A 25,014-nucleotide genomic window follows, 5' to 3' on the forward strand; every position below is an offset into this window, starting at 1 on the left:
AAGGTTAGCTGCGCGTCGCTGTGGGCTGCGAGAATCTGGAGTTATGACCACTCGGATCGATCCGGCCGCCCGTGTGCGCTGGGGCGACCCCCGGTGGCGGTACGGAATCGGCCTGGTCACAATCGTGCTCGGCGCGGCCGCGACCAACCTCATCAGCACCTACAGCCTGTGGTTCCTGGCCATCGGGCCGGCCGTGCAGTTGCTCGGCTGGCTGATCCTGCCGGGGGCGTTGTGGCGCCGAGTGCTCGTTCTGCTGCCGTGCCTGGTTGCGGCCCTGGTGCTCGTGGCCGGGCCGGACTTCGCCGGGGCCTTCGCGGTTCTCCTGGGCGGATGGCTGTTCGCCCGGCACCGCCCGGTGCTGAGCTATCTGGCGCTGCTGCCGGTGATCGTGCTGAGCTTCGTGCTCAAGGCGGTGTTGCACGAGTACGGGCAGAACTGGATCGCCCTGCTCAGCGGCGCACTCACCACGGTGGCGTGCGCCTGGCTCGCCTGGACGCTGATGCTGTGGCGTCGCCGGATGCTCGACGCGTGGCGGGCCCGACGGCGGTTCGCGGCGGCGGGTGCGCCGGTGCTCGTGCCGGAGGTACGGACTGTGCCGGAGCCAACGCCGGGCGCGCTGCCCCTGCCCGACGCCGTGCAGGAGGCGATCCCGGCGCTCCGGGTTGAGGCGCCCCCTGTCAACCCTGAGTAGTCTCTCAGCAAACTTCGGGTTGTTCCAGTAGATTTGTTGCACACTCGCGCCGGGTCCCGGCGCACCCGCATCCAGCTGATTGTTAGGCAGAAAACCATGGCAACCTCCAACCCCGCATTCCGAAACGCCGCGTTCGGCGCTCCCGGCGCCGTTGCAACGACCAAGGTGCTTTCCGACAACGACCTGCAGGCGCTGTACAACTCGCCGTCGGCCGGTTCGCAGGACACCGACCGGATGACCTACGAAGACACCATCGGCAAGACCGTGCTGGCGTTCGCCATCCTGCTGGCCGCCGCGGCCACCGCGTGGGTGCTTACCCCGGTTGCCCCGTTCCTGCTGATCCTGGGCGCCATCGGCGGCCTCGTGCTCGGCCTGGTCAACGCCTTCAAGAAGGAGCCGTCGCCGCCCCTGATCCTTGCCTACGCCGTGATGGAGGGCCTGTTCGTCGGTGGTATCTCCCGCGTCTTCGAGCAGATCTACGCCGGCGTCGTCACCCAGGCCGTCCTGGCCACCCTCGTCGTGGTCGGTGTGACCCTCGCGTTGTTCTCCAGCGGCAAGATCCGCGCCTCGAAGAAGGCCACCAAGGTCTTCCTCATCGCGATGGTCGGCTACGCGGTGTTCTCGCTGGTCAACGTCGGCATGATGCTCTTCGGTGCCACCGACGGTGCGTTCGGCATGCGCAGCGGCAGCATCGAGATCGCCGGCTTCGAGATCAAGCTGGGCCTGGTCATCGGCATCCTGGCCGTGCTCATGGCCGCGTACTCCCTCGTGCTCGACTTCGACTTCATCCAGAAGGGTGTGAACAACCGCGCTCCGCGCAAGTACGGCTGGAGCGGCGCCTTCGGCATCATGGTGACCGTCGTGTGGCTCTACGTGGAGCTGCTGCGCATCTTCGCGATCGCCCGCGAGTAGCGCACCGGGCGCCCCGCGCCACCCGCCGCAGTCGCGGCATCCGCACCACCCGAGAGGGCCGGCCCACCACGGGCCGGCCCTCTTGTCGTCTCCCGCGCTGGTCAGGCGGATGCGTTGGGCTGGCCCGGACCTCGGCGGGGCCTACCCGGGCGCCGCTCCCGCGAAGCGGCGCCTGACCCGCGCACCAGCCCGGCCCGCACCGACATCCCGAGCTACGCGGGCACCGCGCCGCTCCGCTCGTGGCACGCCACCCGCGAACCGGCGCCCCACCCGCGCACCACCCGACCGCCGGCGCGAGGCCACCCCGGCACCGGGGTTAACGACGCAAGCACCCCCGCGCGGGCGGGGGTGCTTGCGGAACGACTACGGGAGCGGCGGAACGCCTACTCCCATTCGATGGTCCCCGGCGGCTTCGACGTGACGTCGAGTACTACGCGGTTGACCCCGTCGACCTCGTTGGTGATGCGGTTGGAGATCTTCGCCAGCAGGTCGTACGGCAGGCGGGTCCAGTCGGCGGTCATGGCGTCCTCGGAGGAGACCGGACGCAGCACGATGGGGTGCCCGTAGGTGCGACCGTCACCCTGCACGCCCACGGAGCGCACGTCGGCGAGCAGCACCACGGGGCACTGCCAGATCTCCCGGTCCAAGCCCGCGGCGGTCAGTTCGGCGCGCACGATCGCATCCGCCTGACGCAGCAGGTCCAGACGAGCCTGGGTGACCTCGCCGACGATACGGATGCCCAGGCCGGGTCCGGGGAACGGCTGGCGCTGCACGATTTCGGCGGGCAGTCCCAGCTCGGCGCCGATCGCGCGAACCTCGTCCTTGAACAGGGCGCGCAGCGGCTCGACGAGCTCGAACTGCAGGTCCTCGGGCAGGCCGCCCACGTTGTGGTGGCTCTTGATGTTGGCGGTGCCGCTGCCGCCGCCGGACTCGACCACGTCGGGGTAGAGGGTGCCCTGCACGAGGAAGCGGATCGGGTCGCCGTCGATCTCGGCGGACTCCTTGATGAGCTCGGCCTGGGCCTGCTCGAAGGTGCGGATGAACTCGCGGCCGATGATCTTGCGCTTGGTCTCCGGGTCGCTGACCCCGGCGAGGGCGTTGATGAACTGCTCACGCACATCCACCGTGACCAGGCGGATGCCGGTGGCCTTGACGTAGTCCTCTTCCACCTGGCGGCGCTCGTCCTCGCGCAGCAGGCCGTGGTCGACGAACACGCAGACGAGCTGGTCGCCGATGGCCTTGTGCACGAGGGCCGCCGCGACGGCGGAGTCCACTCCGCCGGAGAGGCCGCAGATGACCTTCCCGGTGCCCACCTGGGCCTGGATCAGGGCGACCTGCTCGGCAATGACGTTGCCGCTGTTCCAGTCGGCGGGGATTCCGGCAGCGCGGTGCAGGAAGTTCTCCAGCACGTGCTGGCCGTGCGCGGAGTGCTTGACCTCGGGGTGCCACTGCACCCCGTAGAGCCGGCGCTCGTCGTTGGCGAACGCGGCAACCGGGGTGGAGGCCGTGGAGGCCAGCACCGTGAAGCCATCCGGGGCCTTCGAGACGGAGTCACCGTGGCTCATCCAGGCGGTCTGTTCGACGGGCTGGTCGGCGAGGAGCACGTTCTTGCTGTCACTGATGACGACCGGGGTGGAGCCGTACTCGCGCAGACCGGTCTCCGAGACCTCGCCGCCGAGAGCGGTGGCCATCACCTGGAAGCCGTAGCAGATGCCCAGCACCGGGATTCCGAGGTCGAAGATGGCCGGGTCGAAGGCGGGGGCACCCTCGGCGTAGACGCTGGACGGCCCGCCGGAGAGCACGATGCCGATGGGGTTCTTGGCCGCCACATCGGCGGCGGTGATCGAGTGCGCCACGATCTCCGAGTACACGGATGCCTCGCGCACGCGCCGGGCGATCAGCTGCGCGTACTGCGCACCGAAGTCGACCACGAGCACGGGGCGGCTGATGCCGGAGGCCGCTGGCGCGGTGCCCTCCTCGGTGCCGAGCTGGTTCTCGAGGCCCTCGGCGCCCTCGGCGCCGTCGGCACCCACGACATCCATCGGGTTCACGGCGCTCATGCGTGTGCTCCGGCCTGCACGGCGGGAGTCGGGTGGGCGGCGAGGTAGGCCTTGACCCGCTGGCCGACCTTCACCTCCAGGAAGAAGGACAGGAACGGGATGATGCCTCCCAGGGCGATCAGCAGGAACATGGGGAACGGCCAGCGCATGAGGCTCCAGAGGCGGAAGTCGGCGAACAGGTAGAGGACGTAGAACCAGCCGTGCACGATCAGGATCGCCGTGCTCAGGTTGAAGGCGGTCACGGTGTCGCGCGCCACGAGGGCGAGGAAGCCGTTGGGACCGCCCACCTCCAGTTCGTACTGGAAGACGAACTTGAGGATGACCTCGATGCACAAGAGCAGCAGGAAGACACCGGTGATGATCGATGAGACCTGGTACAGCTTGAGCGCCCCCGGAATTCTGGGCAGGTCGGCAGGCTTGGGTGCAAGTGGCATGGACTAATTCTACGGGGCCTCGGCGTGGCTCCGGTCGGGGCCACCGTGCGGGGCGGATGCGTCGGGTCCGTCGCCCGCTGAGCCCCCGGCGTCGGTGCCGCCGCCGTTGGCGGCCAGCTCGGCTTCCTCGACTTCGCGCTCCCACGCATCCCGCACCAGGCGGTACCAGAGGAACACGGCGAACCCGGCGAACACGGCCCACTCGAGGGCATAGAAGATGTTGAGCCAGTTCAGCGGCACCTCGACGACCGGCACGGGCGAGTCGATCACGGCGAGCCCGTCGGCCGCTGCGCCGTCGACGATGTAGCCCTGGTAGACCGACTGGTCGTTCCAGTCGGCCCAGAGGTTGATCAGCGCGGCCGTGGAGACCGTGGTCATGGTGTGCGGGTCGACGCCTTCGGCGGGCACCTGCGGCGCCTCGTCGGGCACGAACCGGCCGGTGAGCGGCTGCAGCGAGGCAATGGTCATCTCGTTCGCGAGCCGGTCGCGCACCGTGGCGGCCTGGTCGGCGTCGGCGGTCCAGCCGCGGGCGACGGGGATGCTGATGCCGTCGTCGGTGACGAAGTGGCTGACCACCCAATAGCCGGTTTCGCCGCCGTTGTGCCGGCCGCTGATGATCTGGTCGTCCCCGGGCACGAAGGAGCCGCTGGTCTGGACCCGCTGGCCCTCCGCGATCTGCGGCGGCGGGCCATCCGGTTGCACAGTGTCGCGCAGCGGCTGCACGACCTCGGTGCTGCGCTCCGCGACCTGGCCGGAGGTGATGGCGCGGTCCAGCTGCCACTGGCCGAGCAGCGCGAATGCCGCGGCGATCGCCAGGGCCAACAGCAGCGCGGCGATCCAGCGCGGGCGCAGCATCATGCCGATCATGAGTAGTCCCCCGCCCCGTCGTCCTGACCGGATTTACCGGATGGGCCGGCCTTGTCGGGCTTCTTCTCGGTTGTCGGGTATGTCTCGGAAATGAAGTCCACCATCGGGTCGCCGGATTTCTGGTCGTGGGTGGCCGCCTCGACCAGCGCGATCTCCTCGGCGCGCATGGCGTCGCGCTCGGGGGTGCGGGTGGGCGGCTGGGAGGCGCCGGAGCGGCGGCCGAGGGCGGCGCCGATCTTCTCGGAGTTGGCGGTGAACAGCGGGCCGAGGATGGCCATGGAGAGCACGTAAAGCCCAGCGAACGGCTGCAGCCGTTGGTCGAGGCCGGCGCCCACCGAGAGGGTCGCCAGGATCAGGGTGAACTCCCCGCGGTTGACGAAGATCGCCGCGGTGTTGAGGCCTTCCCGCATGCCCATCTGATGCATCCGCGCCAGCAGCATGCCCGAACCGAGGCTGAGTACGAAGGTCATCAGGATGGCGATGGCCACCAGCACGATGACCGAACCGAACTCGGCCACGTTGAGGGCCAGCCCGAAGTTGAGGAAGAAGAACGCGCCGAACACGTCGCGGAGCGGCACGGCGACCCGCTCGATGCGGCCGCGGTAAGTGCTGGCGCCCAGCACCACGCCGATCAGGAACGCGCCGATCGCGTCGGTGACGCCGATGATCTCGCCGATGCCGGCGAAGAGCACGGCGAGGCCGAAGAACAGGATGGTGAACAGCTCGTCGTCCTTGGTGCGCATCAGCCGCGACACCACCCGGCCGCCCCACCGGGCGACGGAGAACATCACCACGAGGAACAGGAACGCGATGAACAGTTGCAGCACGATGGGCCAGATCTCGGTCTTGCCGCTGAGCACGACGGACACGATGGCCAGGTACACGGCGATGAAGATGTCGCCCACCACGGTCACCCCGAGGATCATCGGGGTTTCCTTGTTCGCCAGACGGCGCAGCTCGATGAGCAGTTTCGTGATGATGGCACTCGAGGAGGTGCCGGTCATGCCCGCGATCACGAGGGCCTCGCGGGTACCCCAGCCGGTCATCAGGCCGAACGCGAAGCCGGCGCCCATGTTGATCAGGATGTAGGAGCCGCCGGAGATCAACAGTTTTCCGGCGTCGCCGAAGAACGCCTCCTGGTCGAACTCCAGGCCCAGGCTGAACAAGAGCAGGATCAACCCGAAGACGGCGATGAGTTCGATGTCGGCGGAGTGGAAGTCGAGGGGAACCATCCGCTGTACGGGCTCGCCAAGAGACCCACGATCATGTAGATCGGAATCGACGGCAGGCCGATCAGCTTGCCCAGGCGGCCCAGGACGTAGGCAACCACGAGGAGGATGCCCAGGGTGAGTAGATCTTCACCGAGGTTCATCGGCTAGCCTCCGGGCGGCGAGTCGACGGGCTTCGCCTTGATCTCGCCGGTGCGGAAGAACGCGAACGCCTTCGCCACCTTTTCGGGCGAGCCGGCCACGACCAGGGTGTCGCCGGGAAAGACCTTGAAGTCGGCGGCGGGGGCCGGGTTGGCGGATTCGCCGCGCACCACGGCCACGACGGTGAGTCCGGCGATGCCGCGCTCGGCGGGGTTGCCCAGGGGCTGCCCGGCGATATGGTCCTCGTAGTCCACGGTGAACCAGTCGATGCTGAGGCCCGGGATCTGGTCGAGCGCGGTGAGCGACTCGGTGATCTGGGTGCCGCCGAGGAGTTCGGCGAGGGTGTGCGCCTCGTCCTCGCTGAGCCGGAGGGACACCTTGCTGGCGTCGGGTCCGCCCTCGTCGTCGGCGAAGGTGATCAGGTCACTGTGGCCGGAGCGGTGGGCGATCACACCGACCTTGCCGCCGTCATCGGTGATGAAGGTGTGCAGCACACCCACACCGGGGAGCTTGACCCGTCGAACGTCAACCATGGTGCGACTCCTGAGGCTTGTGGGCGGTGTAGCCATTCTACCGGAGGCTTTCGGCCGGTTGCCCGGGCCGCGGCCCGGGCGCATCCGCTCGACCGAGGCTCGGTGCGCCCCCTCTGGCTAGGCGCCGCGTTCGGTGCACCTCCTGCCGGCGACCGCGCCCGCTATAGCGGGCGCGAGCGCCGACACGAGGTGCAGTGACGGCCGGGAACGGCCGCGAAGCCACTATCCACAGGGTCGAGGCAGCCCGAAGAAATGCACAGATTTCGCCCGCCGACTCCGCTGGGCCCAATGACCGGTCAGCCTCGAGGCATGACCACCACCTCAGCAGGCAGCCTGGATGTCCTTGCCGCGTTGTCCACCCCCAGCGGGCTCATCCTGGCGAGTGACGCGGCACATGTCGGCTTCCACCACGAGCTTCGCCGAGAGTTCGAGCGTCGCACCGTCATCCGCCTCCGCCGCGGGGTGTACACGCTCGCAGCCGAGTGGGCTGCGCTGGGGGCGGATGCGCGTTATCTCCGTCGGATCCACGCACATGCCGCTACGGCGGAGGCTCCGGCCGTCTACTCGCACTTCTCGGCGGCAGCACTGTGGGGTTTGCCGATTGTCGGCGCCTGGCCCACGGAGATCCACCTGGCCACCACTTCAGCGGCCGGTGGGCGGTCCCGGCGCGGCGTGATCCGCCATCCACAGGAGTACGGTCTCGACGTGGCCGAGCGCGATGGCCTCCGGGTGACGTCCGTCGCGGCCACTGCGGTGGCGCTGGCCCGAGTTCTCAAGTTCGGCCAGGCAGTTGCGGTGATGGACAAGGCCATCCACGAACCACGCGACGGTCACTCCTTGGCGACCCGGGCAGACCTCGACCGCGCGTTCGACCAGCTCGGGCGGGTTACCGGCCGAGCGGCCGCCGGGCGGGCGCTGGAGTTCGCTTCGCCGCTCTCCGGGTCGACCGGAGAATCGATCAGCAGGGCCGGCATCTTCATGCTGGGTTTTCTCCTGCCCGAGTTGCAGGTGCCGCACTGGGATCGCGACGGCCTGATCGGATTCACTGACTTCTTCTGGCGCACCATCGGCAAGGTCGGCGAGTTCGACGGGCTCGGCAAGTACCTGCGAGAGGAATTCACCGGTGGGCGCTCCACCGCCGACGTCGTCATCGCCGAGAAGATCCGGGAAGACCGGCTTCGCGCCTTGGGGTTCGGTGTATTTCGGTGGGACTGGCAGGTTGCCACTTCCCTCACCGCTCTTGGAGACCTGCTCAGCCGCAACGGCATCCCCCGCGCTCGCTGAGAGGCGATCTCTCCCGGGCGGTTACCCGAGGCACTCCATGAGCAACCCGGAACCCACTGCGCCTCATACGGGTACCCACTGCACCTCATACGGGCGACAGCGCCCGCTGTAGCGGGCGCGGTCGCCGACAGGAGGTGCGGTGAATCACAGGGGCGGCGACGGGATGCTGGGCGGGGCAAGGGGTGGCGGGCCACGGGGCCCGAGGCGCAGCGCGCATCGCGCCGACAGGGTCAGGTCGTGACGATGTCGGGGGCCTCCAGGCGCACCCGGTCGGCGGACTCGTCGTCGGGCTGGGTTTGCGAGGCCCGCTCGGCGGCGACCCGCTTGAGGTAGATCGACACCTCCCGCTCCTCACGCTCGGTATCCCAGCCGAGCACTCCGGCGAGCAGCCGCGCGGCGACCGGCGCCGCCGACACCCCGCGGTCCCAGGCCTCGATGGAGATGCGGGTGCGGCGGGCGAGCACGTCCTCGAGGTGCAGGGCACCCATGTGGGTGGCGGCGTAGACCACCTCGGCCTGGATGTAGTCGTCCGCGCCCGGCAACGGCTCGGCCAGCTCCGGATGGTCCTTGATCAGGTCGAGGAGCTCATCGGTGAGGGTGCCGTAGCGGTTGAGCAGATGCTCCACCCGCACCGTGTGCAGGTTGAACGCGTGGGCGATCTTGGCGCGCTTGTTCCACGCGGCCCGGTACCCCTCGGCGCCGAGCAACGGGATCTCCTTGGTCGTCGACGGCGGCACCAGGTCGTCCAGCGCATCCACTGCCGCGTCGATGGCGTCCTTGGCCATCACCCGGTAGGTGGTCCACTTGCCGCCGGCGATCACGACCAGGCCGGGCACCGAGTGCCCCACCAGGTGTTCACGGGACAGCTTCGAGGTCTGGTCGCTCTCCCCGGCCAGCAGCGGCCGTAGGCCCGCGTAGACCCCCTCCACGTCTTCCCGGGTCAGCGGAACCTGCAGCACGGCGTTGACATGCTCGAGCAGGTAGTCGATGTCGGCGGCAGTGGCCGCAGGGTGCGCCTTGTCGAGGTGCCAGTCGGTGTCGGTGGTGCCGATCAGCCAGTGCCGGCCCCACGGGATCACGAAGAGCACACTCTTCTCGGTGCGCAGCAGCAGGCCCATCGCGGACTGGAACCTATCGCGCGGCACGACCAGGTGGATGCCCTTAGACGCGCGCACCTTGAACGTGCCGCGCTCCCCCACCATCCGTTGGGTGTCGTCGGTCCAGACGCCGGTGGCGTTGACCACCTGCTTGGCCCGCACGTCGAAGCGCTCCCCGGTCTGCAGGTCGTGCGCGTGCACGCCGACGACCCGCTCGCCCACCTTGATGAACCCTCCACGCGCACCCGGCTGGCCACGTGGGCGCCGTAAGCGGATGCCGTGCGGGCCAGCGAGGCGACGTAGAGCGCGTCGTCGACCTGGGCGTCGTAGTAGGTGATGCCGCCCACCAGGGCGTCGTGGCTGAGGCTGGGCACCATCCTGGCGACCTGGCCGCGGGTGAGGTGGCGGTGATGCGGCACGCCGGGGCGTCCGCCGAGGTAGGAGAGCACGTCGTAGAGCAACATGCCCGCTCCCACGTACGCGCGCTCGACCACCCGCTTCTTGAGCGGGTAGAGGAAGCGCACGGGCTTGACCAGGTGCGGGGCGATGCGCTTGAGCAGCAGGCCACGTTCGGTCAGCGCCTCCCGCACCAGGCGGAAGTCGAGCTGTTCGAGGTAGCGGATGCCGCCGTGCACCAGCTTCGACGACCGGCTGGAGGTGCCCGACGCCCAGTCCCTGGCCTCGAGCATGCCCACGCTCAGGCCGCGGGTCACCGCGTCCAGCGCGCAGCCGGTGCCGACGATGCCCCCGCCGACAACGAGGATGTCGAGCTCTTTGTTCTTGAGGCGTTCGATCGCGGCCGCGCGTTCCTCTGGTCCGAGCTTGGTGGACCTGGTCACCGAATTATCGTGCGTCATCTGCAAACTCCCATCGCCATCGGTGGTGCTTGCTTCGACGCTAGTTCACTCAGTACGGCGCGACAACTACCTCAACCCGCTGAAATTCTTTGATTCCGCTGTATCCGGTGGTGGCCATCGAGCGGCGGAGAGCCCCGACCAGGTTGGCGGTGCCATCGGAAACGGTGGACGGACCGTACAGGATCGCCTCGAGCGGGGCCACGGAGCCCACCTCGACGCGGCGGCCACGCGGCAGCTGGGAGTGGTGCGCCTCGGCACCCCAGTGGAAGCCGCCGCGGGCGCGTCGGTGGCGCGGGCGAGGGCGGTACCGAGCATCACGGCATCCGCACCGCAGGCGATGGCCTTGACGATGTCACCGGAGGTGCTGAGTCCGCCGTCGGCGATGACGTGCACGTAGCGGCCGCCGGACTCGTCCATGTAGTCGCGGCGGGCGCCGGCGACGTCGGCCACGGCGGTAGCCATGGGGGCGTGGATGCCGAGGCTGGTGCGGGTGGTGGAGGCCGCGCCGCCGCCGAAGCCGACGAGCACGCCGGCCGCTCCGGTGCGCATCAGGTGCAGGGCCGCGGTGTAGGTTGCGGCGCCGCCGACGATGACGGGCACGTCGAGGTCGTAGATGAACTTCTTGAGGTTCAGCGGCTCCTGGTTGCGGGAGACGTGCTCGGCCGAGACCGTGGTGCCGCGGATGACGAACAGGTCGACGCCGGCGGCGACGACGGTTTCGTAGAGTTCCTGGGTGCGCTGCGGCGACAGGGCTCCGGCCACGGTGACGCCGGCGGCGCGGATCTCGGCGAGGCGCTCGGTGACGAGGGCCGGCTTGATCGGCTCGGCGTAGATCTCCTGCATGCGCGCCGTGGCCTTATCGGCGGGCAGTTCGCGGATCTCGGCGAGCAGCGGCTCGGGGTTCTCGTAGCGGGTCCAGAGGCCCTCGAGGTCGAGCACGCCCAGTCCGCCGAGCTGGCCCATCATGATCGCGGTCGTCGGGGAGACCACGGAGTCCATCGGGGCGGCCAGGAACGGGATGTCGAACTGGTACGCGTCGATGGACCAGCCGACCGACACATCCTCGGGGTCACGGGTGCGCCGGGAGGGCACCACCGCGATGTCGTCGAAGGCGTACACACGCCGAGCGCGCTTGGACCGGCCGATTTCAATTTCCATACTCACCCGCCCAGTTTAGTCGCAGCCCCCACTCAGCCAGGCCATCGACCCTCCCCCACACCTCCCGCGAACCGTGAGAAAAGCCCCGAAAACTCGTGGGTTTCGGGGCTTAGCTCACGGTTCGCGGATGGTTAGCGGCGGTAGTTGGGCGCCTCCACCATGATCTGCACGTCGTGGGGGTGGCTCTCCTTGAGGCCGGCCGCCGTGATGCGCACGAACTTGCCCTTCTGCTTGAGCTCCTCGATGGTGCGCGCGCCCACGTAGAACATCGACTGGCGCAGCCCGCCGATGAGCTGGTACGCCACGTTCGACACCGGGCCGCGGTAGGGGACCTGGCCCTCGATGCCCTCGGGAATGAGCTTGTCGTCGCTGGGCACATCCGACTGGAAGTAGCGGTCCTTGGAGTAGGACGTCTTGGAGCCGCGGGTCTGCAGCGCGCCGAGCGAACCCATGCCGCGGTAGGTCTTGAACTGCTTGCCGTTGGTGAAGACCAGCTCGCCAGGGCTCTCGTCGCAGCCGGCGAGCAGGGAGCCGAGCATCACGGTGTCGGCGCCGGCGACGAGCGCCTTGGCGATGTCACCCGAGTACTGCAGTCCGCCATCGGCGATGACCGGAACGCCGGTCTCCCGAGCAGCCAGCGAGGCCTGGTAGACCGCGGTGATCTGGGGCACGCCCACGCCGGCGACGATGCGGGTGGTGCAGATCGAGCCGGGGCCCACGCCCACCTTGATGGCATCCGCGCCCGCGTCGATGAGCGCCTGAGCGCCCGACCGGGTGGCGACGTTGCCGCCGATCACGTCGACGTCGGCGAAGGCCGAGTCGCTCTTGAGCTTGCGGATGATCTCCAGCACTCCGGCGCTGTCGCCGTTGGCGGTGTCGACAACGAGCACGTCGACCCCGGCCTCGAGCAGGGCGGAGGCCCGGCGCCAGGCGTCACCGAAGAAGCCGATGGCCGCGCCCACGCGGAGGCGTCCGGCGTCGTCCTTCGTCGCGTTGGGGTATTCCTCGCTCTTGTCGAAGTCCTTGACCGTGATGAGGCCCGTGAGGCGGCCGGCGTCGTCGACGAGCGGCAGCTTCTCGATCTTGTGCGTGGCGAAGATGGCCACGGCGTCCATGGGCGCCATGCCGACCTTGCCCGTGATGAGCGGGGACGTGGTCATGACCTCGCGCACCTTGGTGGTGTGCTTCTTCACGTTGGAGACAAAACGCATGTCGCGGTTGGTGATGATGCCCACGAGAACGCCGTCGTTGTCGACGACAGGCAGGCCGCTGATGCGGAACTGGCCGCAGAGCGCATCCACCTCGGCGACGGTGGCATCGGGCGAAGTCGTTACCGGATTGGTAATCATGCCGGATTCGCTGCGCTTGACGAGGTCGACCTGCTCGGCCTGGTCGGCGATCGACAGGTTGCGGTGCAGGATGCCCAGGCCGCCTTCACGCGCCATGGCGATGGCCATCCGCGTCTCGGTGACGGTGTCCATCGCACTCGACAGCAGCGGTGTCGCCACGCTGATTCTGCGGGTTAGCCGGGACTTTGTCTCGGCCTCACTCGGAATTACGTCGGTGTGCCCCGGAAGGAGAAGGACGTCGTCGTAGGTGAGCCCGGTGAAACCGAACGGATCTGGCTGATCCATGAAACCCCTTTTGCATTCGCGAACAAGGAAGAAAGCCCGGGATCTTGAGGGATGCAACCGGTAATCAATGTTAAGCGACGTTGCGCCCCAGGCATTCCGCGAACAAGAATCAGACCCACTAAATTCTGCGCACGAAACATATGCGACATAATCGGCACGTACTGTCAGCAACGTCGCTGGCAGGTAAGCCCGCCGGCTCGAATTCGCACCGACGGTGCCCACTTGGAGGTGCAGTGAGCAATACACACGCTGTTCGTAGATTCGCACCGAGGAAGCTGGTGCTATTGCTCGGCCTGCTCCTTGCTGCCTTGACCTTTTCCACGCTTGGCGCGGGAGCGGCTCACGCGGACGAGATCAATACGGACCAATACGACTACGTCATCGCCGGCAACGTGCAATTCGACGGCGAACCGATCCCAGACGTGCTCATCTCCGTCAAGGGCTCCGGCTACGAGGCCGAGGTCGTCACCGACGCCGATGGCAAGTGGCGTATCGGTGTTCCCGAGAAGGAGACCTACACGGTCAGCCTCGACGAGGACACCCTGCCCAAGGGTGTCGTCGTGGCCAAGGGCGGGTCAACCATCGAGGCCGAGTTCGGGCTGACGAAGGTGAAGTCGGTGAACTTCTTCCTCGGGGAGGGAGAACGCACCACCGTCAGCTTCTTCGACCAGTTCGTCAACCGGTTCGTCAACGGCCTGAACTTCGGTCTGCTGTTGGCGCTGGCCGCCATCGGCATGTCGCTGATCTTCGGCACCACGGGGCTGAGCAACTTCGCCCACGCCGAGATGATCACCTTCGGCGCGCTGGCCACTCTCACCCTGTCCGTCACCCTTGGTGTGCCGATCTGGTTGGCGATCATCGTCGCGATCGCGCTCAGCGGTGCCCTCGGCTTCGGGTTGGATGCGGCGATCTGGAAACCCTTGCGGAAGAAGGGTGTCGGGTTGATCCCGCTGATGATCGTCAGCATCGGCCTGTCGCTCGCGCTGCGGTACACCTTCCAGCTGTTCTACGGTGGCGGCACCAGCCAGCTGCCCGGTTCCGGTATGGCCGACCTCAAGTTCGGGCCGATCTCGCTGTCGCCGATCGACCTGGCCAGCATGGGCATCAGCGTCGTCGTGCTCCTGGCCGTGTCCTACTTTCTGCTGCGCACCCGCATCGGCAAGGCCACCCGCGCCGTATCCGACAACCCCAGCCTCGCCTCGGCGAGCGGTATAGATGTGGATGGCGTCATCCGCATCGTCTGGATCGTCGGCGGTGCGCTGGCCGGCCTGTCCGGTGTGCTCTGGGCCTACTTCCGTCCGGGCGTCAGCTGGGACATGGGCTTCCAGATCCTGCTGCTGGTCTTCGCCGCCACCACCCTGGGTGGTCTGGGCACCGCCTTCGGCGCCCTGGTGGGCTCGATCATCGTGGGCCTGTTCGTCGAACTGTCCACGCTGTGGCTTCCGTCCGACCTCAAGTACGTCGGTGCACTTGTCGTTTTGATCCTGGTGCTGCTGCTTCGGCCGCAAGGCATCCTGGGTCGCAAAGAGAGAATTGGCTAGGGGCTGACGATGATCGACTGGGGAGCAATCTTTAGCAACGCGGCCGTCGAGCTGATCAGCCCGACCACCGCCGCCTACGCCCTCGCGGCGCTGGGCCTGGCCGTGCACTTCGGCTATACCGGCCTGCTCAACTTCGGCCAGGCGGGCTTCATGGCCCTCGGCGCCTACGGGTACGCGATCTCGACCTGACCTTCGGGTTCCCGGTCTGGGCATCCGTGCTCGTCGGCATCGGCGCATCCGTGATCTTCGCGCTGGTCCTGGGCATCCCGACGCTGCGGTTGCGGGCCGACTATCTGGCCATCGTGACCATCGCGGCCGCCGAAATCGTGCGTCTACTGTTCACGACGAACACCTTCGAGCCCGTCACGGGTTCGGCCAACGGACTCAGCGGCTACAAGGGCGGCTTCGCCGACCTCAACCCGATTCCCGACGGCACCTACGGGTTCGGTCCGTTCGAGTACAACGCCTACGACTGGTGGCTGCGCATCGTGGCCTGGACCGTCGTGATCCTGGCCTGCCTGTTCACCTGGCAGATCATGCGGAGCCCGTGGGGCCGGGTGATCAAGGGCATCCGTGAAGACGAGGATGCCGTGCGTGCGCTGGGCAAGAACGTCTACGCCTACAAGATGCAGTCGCTGATTCTCGGTGGCGTGTTCGGCACGATCGCCGGAATGATCTTCGTGCTCCCGCGGGCCGTGGTGCCGTCGAACTACCAGACATCGCTGACCTTCTTCGTCTACGCCATCCTGCTGCTCGGTGGCGCGGCGACGATTCTCGGCCCCGTGATCGGCTCGATGATCTTCTGGGTGCTCCTGTCGTTCTTCTCCGGCTTCATCGCCCGTGCGGTGGAAGCCGGTTGGCTGCCGTTCATGTCGAGCATCCAGGCCGGGCAGCTGCGCTTCATCCTCGTGGGTGTGGCGATCATGCTCATAGTCATCTACAGACCGCAGGGCATCTTCGGAAACAAGAAGGAGCTGGCTTTTGTCAAATAACAGCGTTCCCACCGCCAAGCCCGTCAAGACCGTCGACATGCACATCGGCGAGGCCGTTCCCGGGTGCAAGAAGAAGGACCCGATCCTCGTGGTCGACGGCGTCAGCCGCACCTTCGGCGGCCTCAAAGCCGTGGATGTCGAGTACCTGGAGATTCCGCGCGGGGCGATCACCGCCCTGATCGGCCCCAACGGCGCCGGCAAGACCACACTGTTCAACCTGCTCACCGGATTCGACAAGCCCGACACGGGCTCGTGGACCTTCGACGGCACCCCGATCGGCGGCAAGCCCGCGTTCAAGGTGGCCCGGATGGGCCAGGTGCGCACCTTCCAGCTCACCAAGGCGCTGGGCCTGCTCACCGTGATGGACAACATGCTGCTCGGCGCCAAGGCGCAGGTCGGCGAGAACCTGTTCCGCGCGGTGCTGCCGTTCCTCTGGCGTCAGCAGGAGTCCGACAACAAGGTGAAGGCCCTCGACCTGCTCGCCAGATTCAAGCTGGACACCAAGAAGGACGACTACGCGGCCAGCCTCTCCGGCGGGCAGCGCAAGCTTCTCGAGATGGCGCGAGCGCTCATGAGCGACCCGTCGTTGGTGATGCTCGACGAGCCCATGGCCGGTGTCAACCCGGCGCTGACCCAGTCGCTGCTCGACCACATCCTCAACCTGAAGGCGGAGGGCATGAGCGTGCTCTTCGTCGAGCACGACATGCACATGGTGCGTCACATCGCCGACTGGGTGATCGTGATGGCCGAGGGCAAGGTCGTGGCTGAGGGCGACCCGCACGAGGTCATGCGCAACCAGGCCGTCATCGACGCCTACCTGGGCCAGCACCACGATGAAGACCTCGGCAAGGATCCTGACGCCGAGAAGGAACATGTCGGAGCCATTAAGGAGCTGCTCGATGACGAACTCTAGCCCGCTGATCGACCAGACGCCGCCGCCGGTGCGTGCTGCCGTCGTCGAGGTGAAGAACGTGACCGCCGGGTATGTGCCCGGGGTCAACATCCTCAACGAGTGCTCGCTGACCGCCTACGACGGCGAACTGATCGGCATCATCGGCCCGAACGGCGCCGGCAAGTCCACGCTGCTCAAGTCGATCTTCGGCCTGGTCAAGGTGCGCGAGGGCGAGATCCGGCTGCGCGGTGACAACATCACCAACCTCAAGGCCAACAAGCTGGTCTCCAAGGGCGTCGGGTTCGTGCCGCAGACGAACAATGTGTTCCCCACGCTCACGATCCAGGAGAACCTGGAGATGGGCATGTACCAGAAGCCCAAGGGCCTGGCCGAACGCCTCGAGTTCGTCACCGAGATCTTCCCGGAGCTGCGCAAGCGCCTCGGCCAGCGGGCCGGGTCGCTCTCGGGCGGGGAGCGCCAGATGGTGGCGATGTCGCGAGCACTCATGATGGGCCCGCACGTGCTGCTGCTCGATGAGCCGAGCGCCGGGCTCTCCCCCGTGCGTCAGGACGAGGCGTTCCTGCGCGTGAAGGAGATCAACAAGGCCGGCGTGACCACCATCATGGTGGAGCAGAACGCCCGCCGTTGCCTGCAAATCTGCGACCGCGGCTACGTGCTCGACCAGGGCCGGGATGCCTACACCGGCACCGGCCGTGAGCTGCTGAACGACCCCAAGGTGATCGGCCTGTACCTGGGCACCCTGGGCCAGGACGACTAGCCTCACCCGCACCACTCGCTTCACGCACGTGCCCCGGCGCGGACGAGCTGCCCCGTTTCCACGGAGCAGCCCGGCCGCCCGGGGCACGCGGCGTTTAGCCGCGCGGCCCCTGCGCCCGGCTGGGAGCGCCGAGCTCACCGGGCGCGCTTCGGGGTGCTCCACCCGCCTCAGGCCTCCCAGCGCCCCTGAGCGCCCCCTGAGCGCCGCCGACGACCTGCTCCCGGATGCGCGTGCGGGCAGGGCGCAGCGAGCGGGGCACGACTTGAGGGGCACAGCGGCCGCGGGCACACCGGGCGCTGTGGGCACGCAGAAGGGCCCCGGCCGAAGCCGGGGCCCTTCTGGTGCTGTGCGGTACGTCTGCTGTGGGTGTACCGGTTAGCGGTGGTGACTAGTTGATGCGGGCGTAGGTGTTGTCTGCGCCGTACTGGTAGATACCGATGGTCGCGTCGGTCGGGTCGCCGTTCTCGTCGAACGTGATCGGGCCGGAGTAACCGTCATAGTCGATCTGGTCGCCCTTGGCGAGTGCCTCGGCGCCCGACTTGAAGTCGGTGACCTTGGTGCCCTCGCCGCTGCCGCCGGACACCTGCTGCAGGTACTTGGCGATGGACTCACCCGAGACGTCGTTGGCCGCGTAGGCAGCCAGGGCGATCAGGATGACGGCGTCGTACGACTCAGCGGCGTAGCTGTAGTCGGTGAGCGTCGGGTCGACCTTGAGCAGGCGGTCGGTGAAGTCACCGAGGGTCGCCACGTCGAGTCCGGGCAGCGTGCCCTTCGAGCCCTCGACCAGGCCGGGAGCGAAGTCAGCGGTGTAGTCGGCCAGGTTGCCGTCAACGAAGTAGAGCTTGTCGCCCGGGAATCCGCCGCCGACCAGCGACGGGGTGATGACCTTTGCCTGGTCGAACGTGATCAGTGCGATCGCGTCGGGGTTGGCTGCGGTGACTTCGGCGATCTGTGCCGCGAAGTTCGCGTCACCCTCGTTGAAAAGCGAGGTCGCGACAACTTCGCCACCGGCTGCCTCGAAAGCGGCGGTGGTGGAATCGGCGAGTCCCGTTCCGTACGAGTCGTTGAGCACGATCAGCCCGAGGGTGCTGTTGCCGTCTTCGGCGATCAGGTTACCCAGCACTTCACCCTGCAGCAGGTCGGAGGGAGCGGTGCGCCAGTAGAGGCCCTTGTCGTCGTAAGACGTGAAGTCCGCCGAGGTGTTGGCCGGGGAGAACTGCACGACGCCGGCACCGGTGATCTGGTCGATGACCGTCTTGGAGACGCCCGAGGACGCCGCACCGATGATCGCGCTGACCTTCTGCGAGAGCAGGTCGGTCACGGAGACGGTGGCGGTGTCGGTCGTGGTGTCGCCCGAGTCACGGAGGATGGCTTCGATGTCGATGCCCAGGCCTGCGTCGTTGACCTCGTTGATGGCGAGCTGCACACCGGCTTCTTCGGGCGGGCCGAGGAAGGCCAGTCCACCACTCTGCGGGAGGATCGTTCCGACCTTGAGGGTCAGATCGCGGTCGCCGGCCTCGACGGGGTTGACATCACTGCTGGTCGCTGCGGGCTCTTCGGATGCGGCCGGCGTGCTCTCCGACGTGCTGCATCCGGTGAGCAGAAGTGCGCTGACGCCGAAGATGGCGACGCCGGTGACTACGGCGCGGGCCGAGCGGGAGGCCGAGGCCTTCGCGAATACGCTCATGTTGCTCCTAGGGTAAGGGGAAATCGAGAGGTCGAGCACGGCAAACGATCGTTGCCGTGTTGCAAAGGTATTCATCGCAACGTCCTCAAACAAGGCGGTCGTGTTACAGGCGTGTAACGCGACCAAATCGTTACGAAACGCCCTTCTGATCAGGATGCCTTCAGCAGTCGTTCAGCGGGCGCGCACGGTTTACCCCCAAACGGGGGCCAGCGGGCGGGCGTAAGAAACCGTAACGCGTGGGGCGCTCCGGACGCCGCGTGGCCCGGTGGACTAAACCAGTTCGGTGAGCAACCGGCGCTGCGAGCGCCCGGCGACGATCATGTCGACCGTGAGCACGATCAGGGCCACCCAGACCAGGCCGAAGCCGAGCCAGCGTTCGGGCGGCATCGGTTCCTGCAGGACCACGACGCCCACGATCAGCTGTAGGACCGGCGCGAGGTACTGCACCAACCCGAGTGTGGACAGCGGTAGGCGGCGCGATGCGGCGGCGAAGAACAGCAGCGGCACGGCGGTGATCACCCCGGAGCCGATCAGTGCGACGGTGTGAAGCGGGGACACCGTGCCGAAGGTGAGCCCGGTGAGCAGTGACACCACCACGAGCTGCACGATCGCGATGGGCGCCAGCCACATCGTCTCCAGGGTCAGCCCGGTGAGGGCGTCGAGGTGCCCGCCGACCCGTTTCTTGATCAGCCCGTAGAGACCGAAGGAGAAGGCCAGGATCAGTGAGATCCACGGCACGGTGCCGTAGCCGACACTCAGCACGATCACGGCGATGAAGCTGATCACCACGGCGGCCCACTGGGCGGCGCGCAGCCGCTCGTGCAGCACGAGCACGCCGAGCAGCACGGTGATGATCGGGTTGATGAAGTAACCGAGCGCCGTCTCGACGACGTGTCCGCTGAGAGCGGCGAGGATGAAGGTCTGCCAGTTGATGAAGATCAGCACGCCGGCCAGCCCCATCGTCCAGACCACCCTCGGGGTGCGCAGGGCCGCCACGAGCGGACGCCAGGCCCGGGTCGCGAGGATCAGCACACCGCAGAAGACCAGTGAGAACAGCACCCGCCAGGCCACGATCTCGAACGCGCCGGTGGGGGCGAGAAGCAGGAAGTACAGCGGCAGGAAACCCCAGATGCCGTAGGAGCAGATCGCGTAGATCAGGCCGGTTCTGGCGGCGCTGCGCACAGCGGGCTTACGTGGTGTTGGGCCCTGCGTCATGTGCCGGTGGTCCTGTCTGGGGAGCGGTTTCGTTCCGCGAGCACGGACACGAAAAATCCCGGACGGCCGAGGCCATCCGGGATTCAACGATATGCGGTGTTACTAGCGAACGACGACCGCGAGAACGTCGCGGGCCGACAGAACGAGGAGGTCCTCGCCACCGAACTTGACTTCGGTTCCACCGTACTTGGAGTAGATCACCTTGTCGCCGACGGCGACGTCGAGCGGGATGCGGTTGCCGTTGTCGTCAATGCGGCCGGGGCCGACGGCGACAACTTCGCCTTCCTGGGGCTTCTCTTTGGCGGTGTCCGGGATCACAAGTCCGGAAGCGGTGGTCTGTTCTGCATCCACCTGCTTGATGACGATGCGATCTTCGAGCGGCTTGATGGAGACCGACACGGTTGACCTCTTTCTTAGCTAAGACGTAGTTAGCAGACTCACAGCGAGAGTGCTAAGTCGAGTTTAGGGCGCAACTGGCACTCACGCAACGTGAGTGCCAGAGTCATCGGGACTCACCCCGGTTTCGGTTGATAGGTTTGCGGGATGGATCGCGCCGAGCTCGTTGAGCTGCTCTCACCCGAAGGCCTGCGCCTGTTGGACTCCCTGCCGCCCTACGAAGCCGGCGCGGATGTCGTGCGCACGGTCAGCGCACTGCGAAAAAACGGGCACTCGCCCGCGCTCGTGAACGCGGTGCTGTACCAGTCCAGGCTGCGTGCCAAGGCCGCGGGCAAGTTCGGTGATTTCGCCAGCCGGATGCTGTTCACCGAGGCCGGCCTCGAGCAGGCCACCCGCCTGCGGGTCGCCGCCCTGCACGCCGGTCGCTTCGTGGAAGCCAAGCTCGCCCGGGTCGCCGACGTGGGCTGCGGCATCGGCGGTGACGCCATGGCCATGGCCGCGATGGAGCTCACCGTGACCGCCATCGACATCGACGAGGTCACCGCCACCGTCGCGAGCTTCAACCTCGCCCCCTTCCCCACCGCCTCGGTGCTCTGCGCCGATGCCGCCAGCGTCGACCCGGCCGCGTACGACGCGCTCTGGTTCGACCCCGCCCGGCGCACCGCCGGGCACGGCAACACCAGCCGGCTCACCCGCGCGGAGGACTACTCCCCCAACCTCGACGACGTGTACGCCCTGGCCGAGCGGATGCCCGTGGGCGTCAAGCTCGGCCCCGGCCACGACCGGGAGCAGATCCCGGAGACCGCCGAGGCGCAGTGGGTGTCAGTGGACGGCAAACTGGTGGAGATGGGCCTGTGGTTCGGCACGCTCGCCCGCCCGGGCATCCGCCGTGCGGCGCTGCTGCTGACCCGCGACGGCGTGGCCGAGCTGACCGCGCCCGCCGACAGCGAGGACGTGCCCGTCGGTGAGCTGGGCGAGTACCTCTACGAACCCGACGGTGCCATCATCCGTGCCCGGTTGATCGGCGACCTGGCCCGGTCGATGGATGCGCTCATGCTCAGCGAAGGCCTGGCCTATCTCACCAGCACCACGCTCACCGAGACCCCGTTCGCAACGGCGTTCCGAGTGGTGGAGGTGCTGCCCGCCGACGAGAAGAAGCTCCGGATCGCCCTGGCCGAGCGTCGCATCGGCACACTGGAGATCAAGAAGCGCGGAGTGGACGTGGACCCCGCGACGCTGCGCACCCGGTTGAAGCTCAAGGGCCCGGAGTCGGGCACCCTCGTGCTGACCCGCGCAGCGGGGCACAAGGTGGCGCTGCTCGTCGAACGCGTCTGAGCGGAGGCGACTCAGCCGAAGTACGGCGGCAGCACCTGGGTGATCACGACGAGCCAGACCACACCGAGCAGGATACCGACCAGGCCGGTGACCAGGCCGAGGATCCAGAGTCCGCCGCTGCGGCGTTCGACGAACCGGGCCACGAGCGCGAGCACGACCGCGGCGAGAGCCAGCGGCACCGCCCAGACCACGAAGATACCGGCCAGCACGCTGAGCGAGCCGCAGACCACGGCGGCCACGCTGAGGCCACGGCGGATCGGGTGGGTCTGGATCTCGGCCGTGGTGTAGACGTAGGGCACCCATTCGGTGGGCGCGGTGATCGTGGACTCATAGGCCAGTTCCCCGGCGACCGGGGGCCGGGTGAGACCGTCGGGCCGCCGGAGGGGCTGCCCGGTGGGCTGCCCAGCGGGGCGGGGCCGCAGAGGCACCCTGCGCGGCCTGCCGGGCCCGGGCTTCGGCGCGCGTCTGCGCCGGCCCGACGGGGCTCTGCGCTCCGGCGCTCTCCGGCTGCGGCTCTGCCCGGGTGTCGGGCTGCCCGGGCTGCGGCATGGGTGGGGCTCATTTCTCAAAACGGCCGGCGTAGTCAGCCGATGCGGCTACCGGCCGCGGGGTGATCCGAGTGTCAGTAGTAGTAGTTGTTGGGCATGCTCGCGAAGACCAGCGCCCACAGCAGAATACTCAATAGCGCCAGGGCGATTCCCACGAATCCGGTGATGATGCCGGTGAGCCAGAAGCCCCGGCCGCTGGGTTCACGGTTGCGGGCGATGAAACCGAGCACCACACCGGCTGCCGGCAAAATGATCGCCAGGATTCCCCCGAAGATCGGGAAGAACGCGACGGGCGAACCGAGGACACCGATCACGCCGGCGACCATCGACAGGATGCTCAGGATCGGCTGCTTGGTGGGCGTGTAGGACAGTGGCGGACCGTAGCCGGTGGCCGGGGCGCCCGGTGTGGGCGGGCCGTAGCCCGGCGGCGGCGGACCGTAACCGGGCTGCACGGCACCGGAGCCTGCGGGCGGGGTGCCGTAGCCGGGCTGCGGGGTGCCATAGCCGGGCTGCGGGGCACCGTAGGGCGGTGGGGTGGGCGGTCCTTGTGCGGGCGGCGGGCTGGCGAGCGGCGGGCTCGAGGCGGGCGGGCGCCCGGCTGCGGGTGTTTCCGCGGCGGACGGATCGGAGGCCGAGGGGGTCCCCACGGCGTTGTCCTGGGGGAAATCCGGGACCTGGGGCACGTCGGGCACCTGCGGAACGTCGGGTACCTGGGGAACCTCGGGGTGCGGAGTGTTCGGATCAGTCATGACTGGTTCCTTTCCTATGCTGCCGGAGCTGCCTGCAGGACCCGGATGTCGGCATCCGGGGTCTGCGCCGTTGCCGGATGGTCGACCGGCCCGGCCAGAGTGCCGAGCCGGTGCGGCCGGGGCTAGTAGGTGCTGTACGAGCCGCTGTTGATGCCCGCCATGGTCGCAAGGACGATCACGACGATGAAGATGATTCCGCCGATCAGTCCCACATAACCGAGGACCAGGCCGGCGATCGCGAGGCCGCGGCCCTTCTCGCCGGTCTTCTTGATCTGGCTGAGGGCAATGTGGCCGCAGATCACCGCGGCGAGGGAGACAAAGAACGCGCTGACCAGGGAAATGATCGCGAGAACGTTCCACTTGTCTGCGGCGTTCGGCTGGCCGTAGCCCTGCGGCGAGTAGGCCTGAGCGGCGGGTGCCGAGCCGTACGCGGGGGCAGCCGGAGCGGAGCCGTAGGCGGGCGTGGCCGGCGGGGTGTACGCGGGCGGCGGGGTGGGCTCGTTGTTTGCGGGAGTCTGGTTCGGGTCGGTCATTGTGAGGGCTCCTTCACATGGGTGCAGCGTAGGCAGGCAGACATACTGGGCGGGCGGTGCCATAGTGGCACCCACGCCATGGGGGTGTCAACGTGCGTGCTCCGCGGTGAACCCCCACGGTCAGAGTAGCGCTTTCACCGGTGAAACGCTGGATGAACTGCGCTTTCAGGCCTGGATGAGCGACACCGGGAGGGTCGAGTCCGCACCGAAGTCCAGGGTGGAGGGAGCGTGCCCGGCCATGATGAGCTGGGCGCCGAGGGCGGCGATCATGGCGCCGTTGTCGGTGCAGAGCGACAGCGGCGGGATGCGCAGGGCGATGCCCGCCGCACAGGTACGTTCCTGGGCCACCTGGCGCAGCCGGGCGTTGGCGATCACGCCGCCGCCGAGCAGCAGCCGGGGCACCCCGAGGTCGGCGCACGCCGCGACGGCTTTGGTGAGGAGCACGTCGACGACGGCCTCGCGGAAGCTCGCCGCGACGTCGTCGATGGGCACGGTCTCGCCGGCGTCCTGCTTCTGCTCCACCCACCGGGCCACCGAGGTCTTCAGGCCGGAGAAGGAGAAGTCGTAACGGTGCTGGGCCATGTCCTTCTGGTGGCTGAGTCCGCGCGGGAAACGGATGGCGGTGGGGTCGCCGGTCGCGGCCACCCGGTCGATCTGCGGGCCACCGGGGTAGGGCAGGCCGAGCACCCTGGCCACCTTGTCGAAGGCCTCGCCGGCGGCATCGTCGATGGTTTCGCCGAGCAGTTCCACGTCGGAGACGAGGTCGCGCACGAGCAGCAGTGAGGTGTGCCCGCCGGAGACCAGCAGGGCGATGGTGGGGTATTCGAGCGGCGCATCCGTCGTGACACCCTCGCCGCGGAGCAGGTCGGCGCCGACGTGGCCGACCAGGTGGTTGACGGCGTAGATGGGCACGTCGAGCGCCAGCGCCAGTGACTTGGCGGCACCCACGCCCACCATGAGCGCGCCGGCGAGGCCGGGGCCGCTGGTGACGGCGATGGCGTCGATCTCGTCGAGCCGGATCTCGGCCTCGACGAGCGCGGCGCGGATGGCGGGCACCATTTCCTCGAGGTGCGCACGGGCAGCCACCTCGGGTACGACGCCGCCGTAGCGGGCGTGTTCGTCCATGGAAGACGCGATGGTGTTGGAGAGCAGCGTGGTGCCGCGCACGATACCGATGCCCGTCTCGTCGCACGAGGTCTCGATGCCGAGCACGAGCGGGTCGGTGCGGTTGAGCGGGCGGGCCGGGGCGGCGGAGGCGGCGGGGACCGGTGCGGCGGGGGCGGTCGTGGGGGCAGGGCCGGCGTCGGGGGCCGGGGCGGCGGCAGCGTCAGCGGGGTCAGCGGCGGCGGCAACGTCAGCGGGGTCAGCGACGGCATCCGGTTCAGCACCGAGAGCTGAAGCCGGCGGGGCGCCGACCGGGGCGCCGGCGGGGGCTGCGGCATCCGTGGTGA

The 25,014-nt window shown here is 68.0% G+C and carries 21 protein-coding genes and 3 pseudogenes; 8 read left to right on the forward strand and 16 right to left on the reverse strand.

What is annotated here, in order from left to right; all coding sequences use genetic code 11:
• Positions 1–43 precede the first annotated feature (43 nt).
• Entirely contained in the window at positions 44–691 is a 648-nt protein-coding gene (locus tag KY500_RS12285; RefSeq protein ID WP_219900819.1) for a hypothetical protein, read from the forward strand.
• 96 nt (positions 692–787) lie between these two features.
• Positions 788–1,603, forward strand: a complete 816-nt coding sequence (locus KY500_RS12290; RefSeq protein WP_219900820.1) for a Bax inhibitor-1/YccA family protein — start codon at positions 788–790, stop codon at positions 1,601–1,603.
• Between the two features lie 383 nt (positions 1,604–1,986).
• Here KY500_RS12290 and guaA read toward each other — a convergent pair whose 3' ends face one another.
• The 6 genes from guaA to KY500_RS12315 are packed head-to-tail and all read right to left on the reverse strand — an operon-like array spanning position 1,987 to position 6,867.
• Positions 1,987–3,663, reverse strand: coding sequence for a glutamine-hydrolyzing GMP synthase (guaA, locus tag KY500_RS12295; RefSeq protein ID WP_255579254.1), 1,677 nt, complete (start codon positions 3,661–3,663; stop codon positions 1,987–1,989).
• Positions 3,660–4,097, reverse strand: a complete 438-nt coding sequence (locus tag KY500_RS12300; protein ID WP_219900821.1) for a DUF3817 domain-containing protein — start codon at positions 4,095–4,097, stop codon at positions 3,660–3,662. Before KY500_RS12300 ends, guaA begins: the two co-directional genes overlap by 4 nt.
• A gap of 9 nt (positions 4,098–4,106) precedes the next feature.
• Complete coding sequence (locus tag KY500_RS12305) at positions 4,107–4,964, reverse strand: SURF1 family protein (RefSeq protein WP_219900822.1); 858 nt, start codon at positions 4,962–4,964, stop codon at positions 4,107–4,109.
• Complete coding sequence (locus KY500_RS12310; RefSeq protein ID WP_255579255.1) at positions 4,961–6,196, reverse strand: cation:proton antiporter; 1,236 nt, start codon at positions 6,194–6,196, stop codon at positions 4,961–4,963. Before KY500_RS12310 ends, KY500_RS12305 begins: the two co-directional genes overlap by 4 nt.
• A complete protein-coding gene (locus KY500_RS19345) occupies positions 6,139–6,336 on the reverse strand; it encodes a hypothetical protein (protein ID WP_255579257.1) in 198 nt (65 codons plus the stop codon). The genes KY500_RS12310 and KY500_RS19345 overlap by 58 nt, the downstream gene beginning before the upstream one ends.
• A 3-nt stretch (positions 6,337–6,339) precedes the next feature.
• Positions 6,340–6,867 carry a cation:proton antiporter regulatory subunit gene (locus KY500_RS12315; RefSeq protein WP_066597514.1) on the reverse strand — a complete coding sequence of 176 codons (528 nt, stop codon included), beginning with the start codon at positions 6,865–6,867 and terminating at the stop codon, positions 6,340–6,342.
• Positions 6,868–7,176: 309 nt separating this feature from the next.
• Between KY500_RS12315 and KY500_RS12320 the strand changes: the two genes are divergently transcribed.
• Positions 7,177–8,151: a hypothetical protein gene (locus tag KY500_RS12320; RefSeq protein ID WP_219900823.1), complete on the forward strand. Its 975-nt coding sequence runs from the start codon at positions 7,177–7,179 to the stop codon at positions 8,149–8,151.
• Positions 8,152–8,381: 230 nt separating this feature from the next.
• On the opposite strand, the pseudogene KY500_RS12325 reads toward KY500_RS12320, so the two are convergent.
• From KY500_RS12325 to guaB, 3 genes and pseudogenes are all read right to left on the reverse strand, one after another.
• Positions 8,382–10,105: pseudogene (locus KY500_RS12325) on the reverse strand (glycerol-3-phosphate dehydrogenase/oxidase).
• A 49-nt stretch (positions 10,106–10,154) separates the two neighbouring features.
• Positions 10,155–11,263: pseudogene (locus KY500_RS12330) on the reverse strand (GuaB3 family IMP dehydrogenase-related protein).
• Between the two features lie 131 nt (positions 11,264–11,394).
• A complete protein-coding gene (gene guaB, locus KY500_RS12335; RefSeq protein ID WP_219900824.1) occupies positions 11,395–12,897 on the reverse strand; it encodes an IMP dehydrogenase in 1,503 nt (500 codons plus the stop codon).
• Between the two features lie 233 nt (positions 12,898–13,130).
• On the opposite strand from guaB, the gene KY500_RS12340 reads away from it, so the two are divergent.
• From KY500_RS12340 to KY500_RS12355, 4 genes and pseudogenes are all read left to right on the forward strand, one after another.
• Entirely contained in the window at positions 13,131–14,438 is a 1,308-nt protein-coding gene (locus KY500_RS12340) for a branched-chain amino acid ABC transporter permease (protein WP_370626805.1), read from the forward strand.
• A 12-nt stretch (positions 14,439–14,450) separates the two neighbouring features.
• Positions 14,451–15,430 (forward strand): annotated as a pseudogene (locus KY500_RS12345) (branched-chain amino acid ABC transporter permease).
• Positions 15,431–15,467: 37 nt separating this feature from the next.
• Complete coding sequence (locus KY500_RS12350) at positions 15,468–16,343, forward strand: ABC transporter ATP-binding protein (protein ID WP_219903426.1); 876 nt, start codon at positions 15,468–15,470, stop codon at positions 16,341–16,343.
• Positions 16,330–17,100, forward strand: coding sequence for an ABC transporter ATP-binding protein (locus KY500_RS12355; RefSeq protein WP_219900826.1), 771 nt, complete (start codon positions 16,330–16,332; stop codon positions 17,098–17,100). The genes KY500_RS12350 and KY500_RS12355 overlap by 14 nt, the downstream gene beginning before the upstream one ends.
• Before the next feature lie 388 nt (positions 17,101–17,488).
• On the opposite strand, the gene KY500_RS12360 is transcribed toward KY500_RS12355, so the two are convergent.
• From KY500_RS12360 to groES, 3 genes are all read right to left on the reverse strand, one after another.
• Positions 17,489–18,787, reverse strand: a complete 1,299-nt coding sequence (locus KY500_RS12360) for an ABC transporter substrate-binding protein (RefSeq protein ID WP_219900827.1) — start codon at positions 18,785–18,787, stop codon at positions 17,489–17,491.
• 270 nt (positions 18,788–19,057) lie between these two features.
• On the reverse strand, positions 19,058–20,002 hold the full coding sequence (gene rarD / locus KY500_RS12365; protein WP_219900828.1) for an EamA family transporter RarD: 945 nt from the start codon (positions 20,000–20,002) through the stop codon (positions 19,058–19,060).
• A 102-nt stretch (positions 20,003–20,104) separates the two neighbouring features.
• Complete coding sequence (gene groES, locus KY500_RS12370; RefSeq protein WP_066597535.1) at positions 20,105–20,401, reverse strand: co-chaperone GroES; 297 nt, start codon at positions 20,399–20,401, stop codon at positions 20,105–20,107.
• Positions 20,402–20,545: 144 nt separating this feature from the next.
• On the opposite strand from groES, the gene KY500_RS12375 reads away from it, so the two are divergent.
• Positions 20,546–21,733, forward strand: a complete 1,188-nt coding sequence (locus tag KY500_RS12375; RefSeq protein ID WP_219900829.1) for an SAM-dependent methyltransferase — start codon at positions 20,546–20,548, stop codon at positions 21,731–21,733.
• A gap of 11 nt (positions 21,734–21,744) precedes the next feature.
• Here the strand turns inward: KY500_RS12375 and KY500_RS12380 are convergent, their stop codons facing one another.
• The 4 genes from KY500_RS12380 to tsaD form a co-directional block, all read right to left on the reverse strand.
• A complete protein-coding gene (locus KY500_RS12380; protein WP_219900830.1) occupies positions 21,745–22,161 on the reverse strand; it encodes a hypothetical protein in 417 nt (138 codons plus the stop codon).
• Positions 22,162–22,355: 194 nt separating this feature from the next.
• Positions 22,356–23,030 carry a DUF4190 domain-containing protein gene (locus KY500_RS12385; protein WP_219900831.1) on the reverse strand — a complete coding sequence of 225 codons (675 nt, stop codon included), beginning with the start codon at positions 23,028–23,030 and terminating at the stop codon, positions 22,356–22,358.
• A gap of 122 nt (positions 23,031–23,152) precedes the next feature.
• Positions 23,153–23,563 carry a DUF4190 domain-containing protein gene (locus KY500_RS12390; RefSeq protein WP_255579259.1) on the reverse strand — a complete coding sequence of 137 codons (411 nt, stop codon included), beginning with the start codon at positions 23,561–23,563 and terminating at the stop codon, positions 23,153–23,155.
• A gap of 165 nt (positions 23,564–23,728) precedes the next feature.
• The gene (gene tsaD / locus KY500_RS19350; protein ID WP_255579942.1) at positions 23,729–24,775 is read right to left on the reverse strand and encodes a tRNA (adenosine(37)-N6)-threonylcarbamoyltransferase complex transferase subunit TsaD; all 1,047 of its coding nucleotides are present in this window, start codon (positions 24,773–24,775) and stop codon (positions 23,729–23,731) included.
• Between the last annotated feature and the right edge of the window lie 239 nt (positions 24,776–25,014).

This window comes from Cryobacterium sp. PAMC25264, from assembly GCF_019443325.1.
Classification (GTDB): Bacteria; Actinomycetota; Actinomycetes; order Actinomycetales; family Microbacteriaceae; genus Cryobacterium.

Coding starts and splice junctions, on each gene's coding strand:
- KY500_RS19345 (WP_255579257.1), bottom strand. CDS start 6,336: ATGAACCTCGGTGAAGATCTACTCACCCTGGGCATCCTCCTCGTGGTT.
- rarD (WP_219900828.1), bottom strand. CDS start 20,002: ATGACGCAGGGCCCAACACCACGTAAGCCCGCTGTGCGCAGCGCCGCC.
- KY500_RS12375 (WP_219900829.1), top strand. CDS start 20,546: ATGGATCGCGCCGAGCTCGTTGAGCTGCTCTCACCCGAAGGCCTGCGC.
- KY500_RS12360 (WP_219900827.1), bottom strand. CDS start 18,787: ATGAGCGTATTCGCGAAGGCCTCGGCCTCCCGCTCGGCCCGCGCCGTA.
- guaA (WP_255579254.1), bottom strand. CDS start 3,663: ATGAGCGCCGTGAACCCGATGGATGTCGTGGGTGCCGACGGCGCCGAG.
- KY500_RS12390 (WP_255579259.1), bottom strand. CDS start 23,563: ATGACCGACCCGAACCAGACTCCCGCAAACAACGAGCCCACCCCGCCG.
- KY500_RS12310 (WP_255579255.1), bottom strand. CDS start 6,196: ATGGTTCCCCTCGACTTCCACTCCGCCGACATCGAACTCATCGCCGTC.
- KY500_RS12350 (WP_219903426.1), top strand. CDS start 15,468: ATGCACATCGGCGAGGCCGTTCCCGGGTGCAAGAAGAAGGACCCGATC.
- KY500_RS12385 (WP_219900831.1), bottom strand. CDS start 23,030: ATGACTGATCCGAACACTCCGCACCCCGAGGTTCCCCAGGTACCCGAC.
- KY500_RS12305 (WP_219900822.1), bottom strand. CDS start 4,964: ATGATCGGCATGATGCTGCGCCCGCGCTGGATCGCCGCGCTGCTGTTG.
- KY500_RS12320 (WP_219900823.1), top strand. CDS start 7,177: ATGACCACCACCTCAGCAGGCAGCCTGGATGTCCTTGCCGCGTTGTCC.
- KY500_RS12285 (WP_219900819.1), top strand. CDS start 44: ATGACCACTCGGATCGATCCGGCCGCCCGTGTGCGCTGGGGCGACCCC.
- KY500_RS12300 (WP_219900821.1), bottom strand. CDS start 4,097: ATGCCACTTGCACCCAAGCCTGCCGACCTGCCCAGAATTCCGGGGGCG.
- guaB (WP_219900824.1), bottom strand. CDS start 12,897: ATGGATCAGCCAGATCCGTTCGGTTTCACCGGGCTCACCTACGACGAC.
- KY500_RS12290 (WP_219900820.1), top strand. CDS start 788: ATGGCAACCTCCAACCCCGCATTCCGAAACGCCGCGTTCGGCGCTCCC.
- KY500_RS12355 (WP_219900826.1), top strand. CDS start 16,330: ATGACGAACTCTAGCCCGCTGATCGACCAGACGCCGCCGCCGGTGCGT.
- KY500_RS12315 (WP_066597514.1), bottom strand. CDS start 6,867: ATGGTTGACGTTCGACGGGTCAAGCTCCCCGGTGTGGGTGTGCTGCAC.